This is a genomic window from Flavobacterium xylosi (genome assembly GCF_042787345.1).
GTDB classification, from domain to species: domain Bacteria; phylum Bacteroidota; class Bacteroidia; order Flavobacteriales; family Flavobacteriaceae; genus Flavobacterium; species Flavobacterium xylosi.
On sequence record NZ_JBHZPZ010000001.1, the window covers coordinates 96,544 to 112,078 of the forward strand.

Below are 15,535 nucleotides of genomic sequence, written 5' to 3' on the forward strand. Positions count from 1 at the left end.
TAAAATTCAATATAAATGAAGAATTTCAAGATCCATTTACTGCAAGTAATTTTAGTTTTTTGTTTTAGTTTTCCAATGTTTTCGCAAAATACTTCGACTAAAGAAATCAAAAGACTCCAAGAATTAGCCCAACACGTAACAATTATCAGAGACAACTGGGGAATTGCACACGTTTACGGAAAAACCGATGCCGATGCCGTTTTCGGGATGCTTTACGCGCAGTGTGAAGATGATTTCAAACGTGTAGAAATGAACTATATCGAAAAACTGGGGCGACTTTCAGAAATCAAAGGACAATCGGTTTTATATAATGATTTGGAAATTAAACTTCTGATAGATACCGAAGAAGCAAAAGCCGATTATAAAAAAGCAGCACCATGGTTAAAAAAATTATTGAATAGTTATGCTGACGGAATCAACTTTTACCTGCACAATCACCCCGAAGTTAAACCAGAATTATTAACCCATTTTGAACCTTGGTTTCCTTTACTTTGGACAGATGGCAGCATCGGGGCGATAAGCACTGGCGGTCTTTCAACAGGGGAATTAAAAGCCTTTTATTCCGGAAACACGGACAAGGTAGCTTACATTGAAAGAGAAAAAGACGTACAAACAGGTTCTAACGGATTTGCAATTGCTCCTTCGAAAACTGCTTCCGGAAATGCCATTTTATATATCAACCCACACACCACCTTTTATTTCCGACCTGAAATACAAATAAGCAGCGAAGAAGGATTAAACGCTTACGGTGCAGTGACTTGGGGGCAATTTTTTATCTATCAAGGATTTAATGAAAATTGCGGTTGGATGCACACGTCTTCAAATGTGGATGTAGCCGATATGTACGCCGAGAAAATCGTGAACAAAAGCGGCAAACTATTTTACGAATACGATAAAAAATTAGTGCCTGTTATCGAAAAAAAAATAACCATCAATTATCTTGAAAATGGAAAACTGATTCCTAAAACTTTCAAAACATACTTCACCAATAACGGTCCAATAATGGCCAAAAGAGATGGCAAATGGATTAGTTTAAAATCAAATAATCGTTCCATGAAAAGCTTGATGCAAAGTTGGGTGCGAACCAAATCGAAAGGATTTGACGACTATAAAAAAGCAATGGACTTGAAAGCCAATACTTCAAACAATACCGTTTATGCTGATAATAAAGGAAACATAGCCTACTGGCACGGAAACTTTATTCCTATTAGAGATAAAAATTTGAATTGGTCGAAAGTGATGGACGGCTCAACCTCGGCTACGCAATGGAAAGGTTTACATCCCGTTTCTGAAACGGTTCATTTGTACAATCCTGCTAACGGTTGGTTACAAAATTGTAATTCTACTCCTTTTACTGTCGCTGGAATCAATAGTCCAAAAAAGGAAAATTATTTGCCTTACATGGCGCCTGATGGAGAAAGTTTCAGAGGATTAAATGCTGTACGCTTATTAAGTCAAGGCAAAAACTATACTCTAGACAAAGTAATTGCTGACGGTTACGATACAAAACTGACTGCTTTTGAATTTTTGATTCCAGCGTTAGTTTCTAGTTTTGAGAAAAATATCAGCATTGAAGATCCAATTTACACAGAACTTTCAAAACCGATAACACTATTAAAAAATTGGGATTATTACGCCAAAGAAAATTCAGTAGCCACAACTTTAGCCATTGAATGGGCCTATAAATTAGATCCTATTATCCAAAAAGTACTTGTTGACGAAGGAGAATTGGACCAAGTGGAAAACACGGTGAATTTTACAAAGAATGCTTTTCCGGATCAACTGATTCCACAACTGCAAATAGTAGTGAATGAATTAAAAAATAAATTTGGAATCTGGGAAATTCCTTGGGGAGAAATTAATCGCTTCCAGCGGTTATCAGGTGGTATTAATCTTGTCTACAATGATGCTTTAGAGAGCTTACCGATAGGTTGTGGCCCAGCACTTTGGGGAAGTTTGCCTGCTTACAAGAGCAATTATCAAAAAGGCTCCAAAAAGCGCTACGGATTTAATGGCAACAGTTTTGTGTGCGCAGTAGAATTTGGCCCAAAAATAAAAGCTAAATCCTTGCTTGCCGGCGGAAATAGCGGAGATCCAAAATCGAAACATTTCTACGACCAAGCTGAAATGTACCGAAAAGGACAATTCAAAGACATCTTGTTTTATAAAGAAGATGTTCAAAAAAATGCTGAAAAAACCTATCATCCCGGCGAATAATCGCTCCATTGTTCATCATAAGAAGTAAAAATACAGTTATAAGATAAAAAAATGAAAGTCTAAATTGTTAGGAAAAATTAATTGAGACATTTGTAAGAATAAAAACACCCTATATGAAAAATATTTTCTTTGCCCTTTTAGGGCTCGCATTGTTTTCCAATGGCGCATTTGCACAATTGAAAGCCGTTAAATACACAGATGGAAATCAAAAATTAAATGGATTGTCAATTGCTCCAATAAAAGGAAGCAAAACTAAACCCGGAATCTTAATTCTTCCCGCTTGGAAAGGAATAGATACGCACGCTAAACAATCCGCTGAGAAATTGTCAAAAATGGGATATTATGCATTTGTAGCTGACATTTATGGCGAGGGAAACTACCCAACAAACACAAAGGAAGCTGGAAAGCAAGCCGGTTTTTACAAAAATAATGTAGCTGATTATCAAAGACGCATTCAACTTGCTTTAGATCAATTAGTGAAAGCCGGTGCAAATGCAAATAATATTGTTGTGATAGGCTACTGTTTTGGAGGTACTGGTGTTCTAGAAGCAGCACGATCAGGAGCGAAAATTCAAGGAGCTGTTTCTTTTCACGGTGGTTTAGGACGTGATGCTGCAAGGGTAAATAATCCAATCACTACAAAAATATTGGTTTTACATGGTGCGGATGACACTTATGTTCCCCCTGCGGAAGTAGCCGCTTTTCAACAAGAAATGAGAGACACAAAAGCGGATTGGGAGATGATTTATTATTCTAATTCAGTACATGCTTTTACAGATCCTGAAGCTGGAAACGATAATTCAAAAGGAGCCGCTTACAACTCGAAAGCAGCCAAACGTTCTTGGGAACGCATGAATTCTTTCTTAAAAGAAGTTTTGAAATAATTATTTAAATATATTTAAAAAATATTTCTTTTTTAAAAACAGTATAAGTTCGGTTTTTTTGTTAGTTTTATATATTGAAATTCAACAAAAACCTAGAATTTACACTGTTTTTTTTATGTCAAAAAGTATAATCAGAAAAGATAAAACCTGCCTAAATTGCAGATACGTTGTAGAAAATAGATTTTGTCCTTATTGCGGTCAGGAAAACACGGATACCAGAAAAACATTTCATCACCTTTTCATTCATTTTTTTGAAGATTTAACGCACTATGAAAACGCTTTTTGGAAAACCATAAAAAACCTCTTATTCAAACCGGCAACCTTAACCAAAGAATATCTTTCCGGAAAACGATTGTCCTATTTAGCTCCGGTAAGACTCTATATTTTTATTAGCTTTGTTACGTTTTTTTTAATCAGTCTATTTCCTCCTTCTTCATCTGCTTTCATGAAGGATGATTCAAAAAATTCGATTGAGAAAAACGACATCCGAAAAGAACAAAAACAAAAGGAGAAAATCGCTTCGGTACCTCTATCAAAAAAGAATCTGGACAGCATTCAAAAAACGATAAGTCAGCCCAAAGAAAAAGACGTAAAGGCAAGCAATTCCAATAATTTTGAAATCAAAACTTTACAAGAACTCGACTCCATTCAGAAATTTGGTAAACAAGAAGACAAATTTAATTCCTTTGAATATTGGATTCTAAAAAAAGGAATTACAGTTGCCCAAAATAATACCACTGAGGAAATAATCCAAAAAGGAACAGAATCTTTTATTCACAATTTCCCAAAACTGTTGTTGATTTACATGCCCTTATTTGCCTTATTCCTGTGGCTTTTTCACGACAAAAAAAGCTGGTATTACTTTGATCACGGTATTTTCACGCTTCATTATTATTCATTTTTGTTATTGATAAACCTAATCCTTTTCATCATACATAAAACAACTTCCCTTATCGGGAACTACAGCCTAATCAATTTTATCACAGGATTATTGGACGTGGCTGGAGTAATCTGGATGATTTATTACTTTTTTCCTGCACACCATCGGTTTTATGGGGAAACACGATTTATTTCATTCCTAAAAAGCAGTTTATTATTTTTTATTAACTTAGTTCTAATCATTATTATATTATTACTTTTTGCTATTTACACATTTATCAATTTACATTAAAAACATGAAAAAAATAACCTTTTTAATTTTACTTTTGGCTTTAAACATCAGCTGTACTTCTCAAAAAATGAGCGTTACTGATGTTGACCCAACCAAGTACATGAACACAATTACAGCCAACGAATTAAAAACGCATCTGTACATTGTGGCTTCTGATTCGATGGAAGGACGCGAAACAGGCTCTGCCGGGCAAAAAAAAGCCGGTGTTTATTTAATCAGTCAATACAAGAAAAATAACGTTTCTTTTCCTAAAGGAGCTGCTGATTATTACCAACGAATTCCTGCTGCTTTCCTGAATGCAAAACGCAACGAAAATTTGCCTGATTCAGAGAATATCTGGGCCTTTATTGAAGGTTCCGAGAAACCAAACGAAATACTTGTTATTTCAGCACATTACGACCACGTAGGGATTAAAGATGGCGAAGTATATAATGGTGCTGATGATGACGGTTCCGGAACTGTCGCGTTGCTGGAAATTGCACAAGCATTCGAAAAAGCCAAGAAAGACGGTCACGGCCCTAAACGCTCTATTCTTTTTCTTCATGTAACCGGGGAAGAACATGGCTTACACGGTTCCCGTTACTATTCAGAGAATCCTTTGTTCCCAATAGCAAACACAATAACCGACATCAATATTGATATGATCGGACGTCGCGACGAAGCGCATGCGAACTCGAATAATTATGTTTATGTAATTGGTGCTGACCGTTTATCAACTGATTTAAATACCATAGTTACTGTTGCAAATGCGAAGTACACTAAATTAGATTTAGATTATAAATACAATGATCCAAAAGATCCGAATCATTTTTATGAGCGTTCTGATCATTATAATTTTGCCAAAAATGGTATTCCTGCCGTTTTCCTTTTCAATGGTGTTCATGCTGATTACCATCAAAAAACAGATGAACCCGATAAAATCGAGTACGATGCATTGGCCAAAAGAGCTCAATTTGCGTTTGTAACCGCTTGGGAATTGGCAAACAGAGAAAATCGCCCTGTTGTCGATAAAAAAACGCTTTAGACTTAGGGCACATCCACACTTCCACTAGCGTTACAGCTTGGTCGGGCTATACGTTGCAATCTTTTATTACCCTGTCAGGGTTTAAAACCCTGACAGGGTAATAAAAGGATTTCCACTGCTATCCCTTGTGCAAAACCAAAAAAACGAGCTTTGAAGATATTCAAAGCTCGTTTTTTGTTAATATAAACTCCTAAATTACTTTTTCTTTGAAGTTGCTATGGGACGGTTGTTTCTGGACCATTCGCTCCAAGAGCCCACATACAGTTTTGGGACTTCAAGACCCGCATAAGCAATTGCCAAAAGCGTGTGACAGGCCGTAACACCCGAACCACAATGCACAATAACATTTTCAGCTTTTTTGCCTCCAAATTTGTTTAAATAATTATTTCTGAGTTCCTCAGGCGATAAGAAAAACCCGCTAGAATCTAAGTTAGTGGTAAAAGGAATATTTATGGCTTCAGGAATGTGGCCTGCAACTAAATCGATAGTTTCTTTTTCTCCATTGTATCGTTCCTCGTCTCTTACATCTACAACCAGAAAATCCGCATCCAGACTTACTTTATCAATCTCGTGAATATCAACGAACGGTAATAACCATTTATCAATTTTATAGGACTCCTTTTTTAATGGAATCTCTACTTTTGAGCTTGTTGGAAATCCAGCTTTAATGGCCGCCTGTAATCCTCCATCCAGCACTTGAACTTTGTCGTGTCCAACAGATTTTAACATCCACCAAAAGCGAGATGCTGCATTGGCGCCATTTTTGTCATCATAGACCACAACATGACTCTTTGGCGTTATGCCAAGATTTGTCAAGGTTTCAGAGAATTGTTCAAGCTTAGGCAAAGGATGTCTGCCTCCTATCGATACATCTGCATTTATATTAGCCAATTGCGTATTTAAATCGACGTATAAAGCACCATCTAAATGCTTAGCGACGTAGTTTTCTTTGGCACCACTTCCGTTACTGGCATCAATAATAACTAGTTCACTTTTACGGCCCAGTGCTACTAGTTCTTCAGGTTTTATAATTGGAGAATTGTTTTGATTCATCTTTCTTAGTATTTCAAACTATTAATTTCTTTTCTAGTCAATTAAATGCCTAATTAACCATATTAGGTCAAAAATAAAGAGCATTCACCTTTCTTGGCACTGCTAATTTATACTAATCTAAATAATATTCAAAAACAATAATTACCCCCGACAACCACAATAAAATTATTTCACTCCTAACATTTTACCCATAAAAAAAGCCCAAGCAAGTGGACTTTAGAATTATCTTTTTTCTTCGTTTATCAGTTGTTGCATCGTAATGTTTCAACTTTAGAATCGGTATTTAAGCACTTTCGTCAAACACGATCTGATCACTACTTTCTATTTTGAATGGTTTATCTATTGGTAATGTAAAATAGAAAGAGGAACCTAAACCTTCCACACTTTCTACCCATATTTCACCACCATTTTTTTCTAAAAAGCCTTTCACTAATAATAATCCAATCCCGGCGCCTTTATTTTCTAATCTAGCTTTGGATAGGATATTCATTTGCGGCATAAAAAGTTTTTCTTGAATTTCTTTAGACATTCCAGTGCCTGAGTCTTTGATTCGGACTATTATTTTATCATCTTGATTTTTAGCCGTAACCGTAATTTTACCTCCAGGTAATGAGTGCTTTATAGCATTTGAAACTATATTTTGAATAATCGAAAGCAACATTTTTCCATCGGCAAAAACTTTAGTATTCTCCTCAATTTCATGATGTAGATTTATTGTATTTAAAGAAGCCGTATCATTTAATGTGTCAAACACCTTCTTCACATACTGGACTAATTCAATTTTTCTTGGAGAAAACACTTCCGCTGCATATTTTATTCTTGCCCACTCGACTAAGTAATCTAACATATTTAACTCGTCTGTTGATGCTTTATGAAGCAGCTCAAGCATTTCTTTAACAATACTAGGATCAAGTCGTTCAAAATTTGCTTTCAAATAGCCAGTCGTTGCAATTATACTTGACAGTGGACTTCTCAAATCATGCGAAAGAATAGCAAGAACACTTTCTTTATGCGTATTTAGATCTTCTAACTCTTTGACATAATTTTTTATAGCATCTTCTGATTTCTTCCTTTCTGTTAAGTCGCGTAGGATTTTAACGTATCCTAACATTTCACCATCGATTCCAGTTAATGGGAAAACTAATCCGTAAGCATAAAACACACTCTTATCTTTACAAAGGTGCCATCTATTATCTGTTGCTCTTCCCTCCTTTAATGCTGTTATAATTTCATTTTTTGGTATAGCATTTTGTTTGTCTTCTTCTGTAAAAATGATATCAAAGTGTTCCCCAATAATTTCATCTGTTTCGTAACCAAAAATTTTTGTTGCCCCTGAGCTCCAACTATTAATTACAAAATCATTGTCAATGGTAAAAATGGAGTAATCCTGCAAGCTGTCTATGATTTGACTATAAAATTCCGAAGTTGGAATATAATTACTCTTGAGAATTTTAGAACTGATTTGCTCGTTTTTCATTTGTTAGTTTCAATGATATTTAAAAATTTTGAATACAAAGTAGTATTTGAAAATCGGACATCAATAAAGGCAAAGATAGACAAAAGGATATATGAATACTTAAAAACGAACTTTATTAACCCTATCGTAAGAATCTAACTGTTATATGTAATATTCCTAAAATCAATTTCAAAAATTCATCCTTCCTACTGCCTATTGTATTGCCTCTAACGACACTAGTTTTCAGAATTTACCATTTCTAAAAAATTATTGTCCTCATTTGTCTCATGATCAAAATTCTAAACGAATTCATTCCCCATGCGATTTATACCATACCCTATTACAATATTCAAGCCAATAAATAGACGCAATAATTTCACGAAAGTTTATTCCACAAAAAAAGCCTCGAATTTCTTCGAAGCTTTTGCTTTCTGGGTGGGAGACGGGGCTCGAACCCGCGACCCTCGGTACCACAAACCGATGCTCTAACCAACTGAGCTACAACCACCATTTGCTTAGCGGTGGCAAATATACAACATAAGTTTACTTCTGCAAATAATTTTTTTAAAAAATTACACCAAAATTAGATCAAATCTCCTAAGCTATTGACTGCCAAATATCTTTCAACAGTAAAACCTTCCCCATGATCTACTCCCACGAGCCTTCCTAAATCCTGAGAACGGTAATTAAGGCTCTCAAAGAAGTTTTTACTTGTAATTGGTGATTCCGGTTCCTTAGAATTAGCATCATAAAATTGCGAACAATACGCTATAATAGATTCAATTTTCTTATCAGTAAAACCAGTAATGTCAACAACAAAATCTGGCACAAGGTTTTTCCATTGCATATAATGGTAAACCAACTTAGGTCTCCACGCATCTTGACTTTCACCATCAATGCTTGTTTCTACTTTCCTTAATCCTGATAAAAAGCAAGCATCCGAAACTAATTTACTTCCCTTTGCGTGATCAATATGACGGTCATCAATTGCATTACACAATACAATCTCCGGTCGATACTTGCGAATCATTTTTATGACTTCCAACTGATGTTTTTCGTCATTTATAAAAAAACCATCCCGCATTTCTAAATTCTCGCGAACTAAAACACCTAGAATTTTTGCGGCAGCATTTGCTTCCTGATCTCTAATTTCAGCTGAACCGCGTGTTCCTAATTCGCCACGGGTTAAATCGACTATTCCAACTGTTTTTCCTAAGGAAATTTCTTTTAAAATGGTTCCGGCACAGCCTAATTCTACATCATCCGGATGCGCGCCAAAAGCTAGTATATCTAATTTCATCAAAAATTCGTTTAAAGTTTTTTTGTTTAATGTTTAATTTTGCAAATCACCGGCAATCTATAACTGTTTATTTTACTGCATCAGAAATAGAAACCATTTTGTGAATTACTGCTCCAAATCTAAAATTTTCTTCATTGTCACCGATTTATTGACGCTTTCCCTCCACTCTTTTTCAGGAATACTGTCAACTGTAATACCACAGCCCATATACAAATGCGCTTTGGTCATTGCAGGTTCCGACGCAATCTTGATTTGCATGCACCGCAAGTTAACGTATAAATCGGTTTTTAATTCCTCCTTTTTAAATCCTTCCTTGTTTAATTCGCCTAAAAAACCGGTATAATATTCTCTGTCGTAACCTTCATTTTCCAATATAAAGTCTTTAGCAAGCTCTTTAGGCAATCCACATACGGCAGGTGTTGGGTGCAAAACGGAAACTACTTCCTTCAAACTAGAATTTTCCTTTATTACGCCCTCAATATCGGTTTTAATATGAGCCAAAGATCCCGCCTGTATTGTATAAGGACTGGAAACTGACTCTTCTGAAGTCAGGTTTTTTAGATTATCCAAAATAAAATCGGTGACAAATTGCTGTTCTTCCATTTCTTTTTTCTCCCACACTACTTCAGCCGAACCCTTGAGTTTTTGTGTTCCGGCAAGCGCCATCGTATAAAACTTATTATTTTTGGCCTTCAGCAATCGTTCCGGTGTAGCGCCCATCCATAATCCTATTTTTGGATGAAACCAACAATAGCAGAAAGCGGTTGGATAACTTTGAATTAATTTTTCAAAAATGGAAACTAAATCAAAATTGGACACATCAACGATTTCTTTCCTTGACAAAACCACTTTTTTGAGCGTTCCTTTTGCAATAGCATCAATCCCTTTTTGAACAAGTTTTTCAAAATGTTCTTTAGCCTGCAAATCTTCTGTATCTGAGAAATCAGAATCCTGATTTTCTTCAAAAGAAGTAATCAATTCTTCCCATTTTACAGATTGATTTTTAGGGATAAGTATCATTTGACTGCCTTCAAAAGGAGCAAAAATAAAACCGCTCTCGCCAAAATTTTCAGCAAAATATAAATGGTCGCTATTTTGAAAAAAACCAAATAATTTGATATCATTTGGCTTTCTGTATAATACAAAAGGTAAATTTTGAGCTTTTTGTTGTTTTACTTTTATAAAAAAATCTATCATATACTAAATTTTTAAAATGGATTTCAATGAAAAACGGTTGTCAATTCTTATTTTTTTCTTTAGTCAAAACCATATTGGTCAATTTACATAACGAAATCAGATTTCCGGCTTCATCAGTCACTTTAATTTCCCAAAGATGCAGCGTTCTTCCTTTGTGAATAATTCGTGCCGTTCCATAAACAACTCCTTCGCGAATGCTTTTCAAATGATTCGCCGAAATTTCAATTCCACGTACTTCTTGTTCTTTGTCATTAATAAAAAAATGGGAAGCCGCACTGCCCACACTTTCCGCCAAAGCAACTGAAGCGCCTCCATGCAATAATCCCATAGGCTGATGAACTGCGGAGTTTACAGGCATTTTGGCCACCAGAAAACCCTCTCCGGCATCAATATATTCAATTTTAAGGGTTTCCATCAGGGTATTCTTTGAAAATTCATTGCAGTATTCCAGCATTTTAACTTTATCCAATGTCATAAGTTGTATTTTTAAAATGTAAATTTAATTAAAAATATGGATTAGAAAACATCACAACAATTGACAATATAAGTTAAAATTACTATCTATCCAAATGAGTTTTTTCCTATTTTTACAAAAAAATTATCGCAATGCGTCCTATCACTTTACTGTTTTTTATTGGAATACTGGTTTCGGTTTGCTCCTGTCGAAGTGATTTTGAGACAATTCCAAGCACAGGTGATTTGACTTTTTCTAAAGACACTGTTTATTTAGATACGGTTTTCACTAATATAGGTTCCAGTACCTACCGATTAAAAGTTTACAATAAAAGTAAAAATGATATCACCATTCCTACCATACAATTAGCGAAAGGATTGAATTCAAAATATAGAATGACCGTTGACGGAATGCAAGGAAACAATGGCAAAATATTCAGTAATGTAGATTTATTGGCCAAGGATAGTTTGTATATTTTCTTAGAAACTACCGCCAATATTGCAGATGCTAATCCTGCTGATTTTCTATATACGGACCAGATTCAGTTTGATAGCGGTGCAAATCTTCAAAAAATAGAATTGGTAACTTTAATTCAAGATGCCATTTTCCTTTATCCAAAACGTTTCGCTGATGGAACCACCGAAACACTTCCCATTGGTGACCAAAAAATTGATGGTTTCTTTTTGGATGAAAATGACGCTATAAACGGAAACGAACTCCATTTTAAAAATACAAAACCGTATGTCATTTATGGTTATGCAGCAGTTCCTTCGGGTAAAACGGCAACCTTTGATGCAGGATCCAGAGTTCATTTTCACGCAAATTCTGGTCTTATTGTATCCAATACTGCTTCGATCAATGTAAATGGAGCCGCATCTACAACTGACAAACTAGAGAAAGAAGTCATTTTTGAAGGAGACCGTTTAGAACCTGATTATTCTGATGTTCCGGGACAATGGGGAACTATCTGGCTGACCAATGGCAGCACCAATAACAATCTGAATCATCTTACCATCAAAAATGCTACCATCGGACTATTGATTCAAAACAATGACGGAACAATCGTAAACATAAAAAATACCCAAATTTACGATTGTGCCAATTATGGGATTTTGGCGCAGACCGCAAAAATTAACGGAGAAAATCTGGTAATCAATAATGCAGGTCAGGCGAGTTTGGCTTGTTCGTATGGGGGAAATTATAAATTCACGCATTGTACCTTCAATAACAATTGGAATAGTTCCGAGCAGGTGGCTGTTTTTGTGAGCAACTATATTACGGGCGCCGTCCCTGAAGTCAAAGATTTAACTGAGGCAACCTTCAACAATTGTATTATTTACGGTTCGTATTCCACTGAAATGATATTGAACAAAAAAACGGGTGCTGCTTTCCAATACCAATTCAACAATTGCCTCCTCAAATTTGATAATGTTTCCAATTCATTTACGACGAATCCTGATTACCAATTTGGAACTGATACTGCGCATTACAATGCTATAATTTTGAATAAAGACCCAAAATTCTTTAAAGTATCACTAAATAAATTCAATATTAACGATACTTCTTCCGCTTTCGCAAAAGGGAATTCGGTCTATCTGATTCCGTTAGACATCATTGGAAACACCAGAACTTTACCACCGGATTTAGGCGCCTATCAAAACAAACCATTTCCAAAATAGCACCAACAAAATTCCGTATTGAATATTCAAACTTATTTATACTGTTGAATTTCAAAACAGAGAACTTTTCAACAAAAGCATTTCTTTCCTACCCCTTGATTTAGCAACACATCAACATTTTTTAGGTGATTGTCCTATCTAAAATTACGAAATTAATAATTATGTTAATAATTTCTTAATATAGTGTCGCTTTTAAAACCTTAGTTTTGTCTCCAACAATTTTTAACCAAAACCAAATTTTTAAAACGATGAAAAAAATCTACTCTTTTTTATTAGTAATGCTCTGCACTGCGGGTATTGCCCAAATACCAACGGGCTATTATTCAACTGCCACAGGAACCGGGTACACATTGAAAACCCAATTATACAACATCATTAAAGGTCATGTTGACAACGGATATGCCGGTTTATACACAATCTATCAAACTTCTGATGTTGATAATTTTTATGAAAATGATGGTTCCGTTTTAGATATGTACTCTGAAAAACCTACTGGTATTGACCCTTATAACTATTCTCTGGGAACAACACAAAGATGCGGTACTTATAGTGTAGAAGGAGATTGCTACAATAGAGAGCATATTATTCCTCAATCTAGTTTTGGATCTGCAGCACCAATGGTGTCTGATGCCCATTTTATAACTCCTACTGATGGAAAAGTAAACGGTCAAAGATCAAATTATCCTCACGGAATGGTTGGGTCTCCAACTTGGACCTCTTTAAATGGAAGTAAACTTGGAGCGAGTACCACTGCGGGATATACCGGTACTGTTTTCGAACCAATTGATGAATTTAAAGGAGACATTGCCAGAATGTACTTTTATTTTGCAACGCGCTACGAAACAACGGTGTCCGGATATACTTTTCCTATGTTTAACGGAACAAGCAATCAGGTATTTACGACTGCTTTTTTAAATATGCTTTTAACTTGGAATACGCAGGATCCAGTAAGTGCTAGAGAAATTGCTCGTAATAATGCTGTTTATGGTGCTCAAAGCAACAGAAATCCTTACATAGATCATCCCGAATATGTACAAGCGGTTTGGAATCCAACAGCAGATTCTCAAGCGCCAACTGCTCCGACAAGTTTAGCGGTAACGGCTTCAACGTCGAATTCAGTTTCATTAAGCTGGTTAGCTGCTACCGATAACACTGGTGTTACAGGATACGATGTATATATGAATAATGCATTAAAAGCAACGGTAACGGGCTTATCTACAACAATAACTGGGCTTACAGCTTCAACAGCCTATTCTTTTTATGTAAAAGCCAAAGATGCAGCAGCAAACTCTTCTGTTGCAAGTAATACGGTTAACGCTACAACCACTGGCGGGACTGACACCGTAGCGCCAACAGCACCAACCTCATTAATAGCTTCAGGAACTACTAGCACAACAACAAATTTAAGTTGGGCTGCCTCTACGGATAATAATGGAGTTACCGGGTATGATGTGTACCAAGGAGCAACATTCAAAGCAACAGTAACAGGCACAACTTATTCCGTAACGAGTTTAACAGCTGCCACCGCTTATACTTTTTCAGTAAAAGCAAAAGATGCTGCCGGAAATGTTTCTGCTTCAAGCAATGTAGTTAACGTAACTACTTCAGCGGCTTCCATATCGTATTGCGCTTCCTCAGGAACCAGTACTGCAGATGAGAAAATTAGCAAAGTCGTTTTTGGAACGATAAACAATTCATCTGTTGGAACAGCCGGTTATGAAAATTTCACTTCATTATCCACAAATACTACACGCGGAACTGCATATACCATCACAATTACTCCAATTTGGACGAGTACGGTTTATAGCGAAGGATATGCGGTGTGGATTGATTATAACAAAAACGGTGTATTTACAGATGCTGGGGAACTTGTTTGGTCTAAAGCAGCATCTACAACGACTCCCGTTACAGGTTCAATCACCATACCAACGACAGCAACTTTAGGAACAACCCGAATGAGAGTTTCTTTAAAATACAATGCGATTCCAACAGCTTGTGAAGCGATTCCTTTTGGACAGGTAGAAGATTATTCTGTAACAATTATTGCAGCAACAACTGATACTACCGCTCCAACAGCTCCCACTTCTTTAACAGCTTCCGGAACTACCGCTACCGCTACCAATTTATCTTGGACAGCTTCAACGGATAACGTAGGCGTAACTGCCTATGATGTATACCAAGGCGCAACTTTGAAAGCTACTGTAACTGCAACAACTTATCCCGTAACTGGATTAACGGCTTCAACAGCTTATACTTTTTCTGTAAAAGCAAAAGATGCCGCTGGAAATATTTCCGCTGCAAGCAATGTTGTTAATGTAACTACTGCTGCAGGTGGTTCAACAACTACCGATTTATTGTTTTCTGAATATATCGAGGGTTCTTCCAATAACAAAGCATTAGAAATTTCGAATGCAACAGGAACTGCCGTTAACATGGCAATTTACAGCATTAAAAAACAAACAAATGGTGCCGGAACCTGGAGCACAGGATTTTCCCTGACAGGAACTTTAAATAATGGAAGTAAATTTACGATTGTAAACAGCTTGATCGCTTTAAGTTGTTATTCTACAAGTACAGCAAATCTTTCTACAGCAGCAGCTGAAATGACATTTAATGGGAATGATGCTGTAGGTTTATTTAAAAACGGAGTGCTGATCGATATCGTTGGAACTTTTAATGGAGGAACCGCTAACTTTGCAGCCGATGTAACTTTAAGAAGAAAATCTACTGTAACTTCTCCAACGACAACATTCAATAGTACTACTCAATGGGATTCTTATGCAATGGATACTTGCACTAATTTAGGAAGTCGTATCGCTACAAAATCAACTAAAACCAGCGCAATTGTAGATAATAGCGACTTCAAAATGTATCCAAATCCTTCGAACGGGAACTTTTCTATAGACAATTCGAATAAAGCTTTTTCAGTTGAAATTTATAACATCCTTGGTCAAAAGGTTTTTGAAAGAAAGAACGCAGATGGTTCAAACCTATCTGTAACGAACCTTAACAAAGGAGTGTATCTGGTAAAAATAACAGATGATTCAAAATCCTTGATTAAGAAACTGATTATTAACTAGTTTTAGTTACAGCATCGATA

11 protein-coding genes and 1 tRNA gene are annotated in these 15,535 nt (G+C 36.0%); 6 read left to right on the forward strand and 6 right to left on the reverse strand.

Annotated elements, in window-relative coordinates:
* Positions 1-15: 15 nt before the first annotated feature.
* From ACFX5E_RS00430 to ACFX5E_RS00445, 4 genes are all read left to right on the forward strand, one after another.
* Positions 16-2,217, forward strand: coding sequence for a penicillin acylase family protein (locus tag ACFX5E_RS00430; RefSeq protein WP_379853190.1), 2,202 nt, complete (start codon positions 16-18; stop codon positions 2,215-2,217).
* Between the two features lie 113 nt (positions 2,218-2,330).
* Positions 2,331-3,101 carry a dienelactone hydrolase family protein gene (locus ACFX5E_RS00435; RefSeq protein ID WP_379853191.1) on the forward strand — a complete coding sequence of 257 codons (771 nt, stop codon included), beginning with the start codon at positions 2,331-2,333 and terminating at the stop codon, positions 3,099-3,101.
* A gap of 115 nt (positions 3,102-3,216) precedes the next feature.
* On the forward strand, positions 3,217-4,272 hold the full coding sequence (locus ACFX5E_RS00440; protein ID WP_379853192.1) for a DUF3667 domain-containing protein: 1,056 nt from the start codon (positions 3,217-3,219) through the stop codon (positions 4,270-4,272).
* 4 nt (positions 4,273-4,276) lie between these two features.
* The gene (locus ACFX5E_RS00445; RefSeq protein ID WP_379853193.1) at positions 4,277-5,296 is read left to right on the forward strand and encodes a M28 family peptidase; all 1,020 of its coding nucleotides are present in this window, start codon (positions 4,277-4,279) and stop codon (positions 5,294-5,296) included.
* A gap of 195 nt (positions 5,297-5,491) precedes the next feature.
* Here the strand turns inward: ACFX5E_RS00445 and ACFX5E_RS00450 are convergent, their stop codons facing one another.
* From ACFX5E_RS00450 to ACFX5E_RS00475, 6 genes are all read right to left on the reverse strand, one after another.
* Complete coding sequence (locus ACFX5E_RS00450; RefSeq protein WP_379853194.1) at positions 5,492-6,349, reverse strand: sulfurtransferase; 858 nt, start codon at positions 6,347-6,349, stop codon at positions 5,492-5,494.
* 283 nt (positions 6,350-6,632) lie between these two features.
* Complete coding sequence (locus tag ACFX5E_RS00455) at positions 6,633-7,826, reverse strand: PAS domain-containing sensor histidine kinase (protein WP_379853195.1); 1,194 nt, start codon at positions 7,824-7,826, stop codon at positions 6,633-6,635.
* Positions 7,827-8,238: 412 nt separating this feature from the next.
* Positions 8,239-8,314: transfer RNA gene (locus ACFX5E_RS00460), tRNA-His, on the reverse strand.
* Positions 8,315-8,388: 74 nt separating this feature from the next.
* Entirely contained in the window at positions 8,389-9,105 is a 717-nt protein-coding gene (gene bshB1, locus ACFX5E_RS00465; RefSeq protein ID WP_379853196.1) for a bacillithiol biosynthesis deacetylase BshB1, read from the reverse strand.
* A gap of 105 nt (positions 9,106-9,210) precedes the next feature.
* The gene (locus tag ACFX5E_RS00470; protein ID WP_379853197.1) at positions 9,211-10,302 is read right to left on the reverse strand and encodes a chorismate-binding protein; all 1,092 of its coding nucleotides are present in this window, start codon (positions 10,300-10,302) and stop codon (positions 9,211-9,213) included.
* A 40-nt stretch (positions 10,303-10,342) separates the two neighbouring features.
* Complete coding sequence (locus ACFX5E_RS00475; RefSeq protein WP_379853198.1) at positions 10,343-10,777, reverse strand: PaaI family thioesterase; 435 nt, start codon at positions 10,775-10,777, stop codon at positions 10,343-10,345.
* A gap of 131 nt (positions 10,778-10,908) precedes the next feature.
* Here ACFX5E_RS00475 and ACFX5E_RS00480 point away from each other — a divergent pair, with 131 nt between their 5' ends.
* Both ACFX5E_RS00480 and ACFX5E_RS00485 read left to right on the forward strand, forming a co-directional pair.
* Positions 10,909-12,435 (forward strand): hypothetical protein, encoded by a 1,527-nt coding sequence (locus tag ACFX5E_RS00480; protein WP_379853199.1) that lies wholly within the window; start codon positions 10,909-10,911, stop codon positions 12,433-12,435.
* A 248-nt stretch (positions 12,436-12,683) separates the two neighbouring features.
* Complete coding sequence (locus ACFX5E_RS00485; RefSeq protein WP_379853200.1) at positions 12,684-15,515, forward strand: endonuclease; 2,832 nt, start codon at positions 12,684-12,686, stop codon at positions 15,513-15,515.
* The last annotated feature ends 20 nt before the right edge of the window (positions 15,516-15,535 follow it).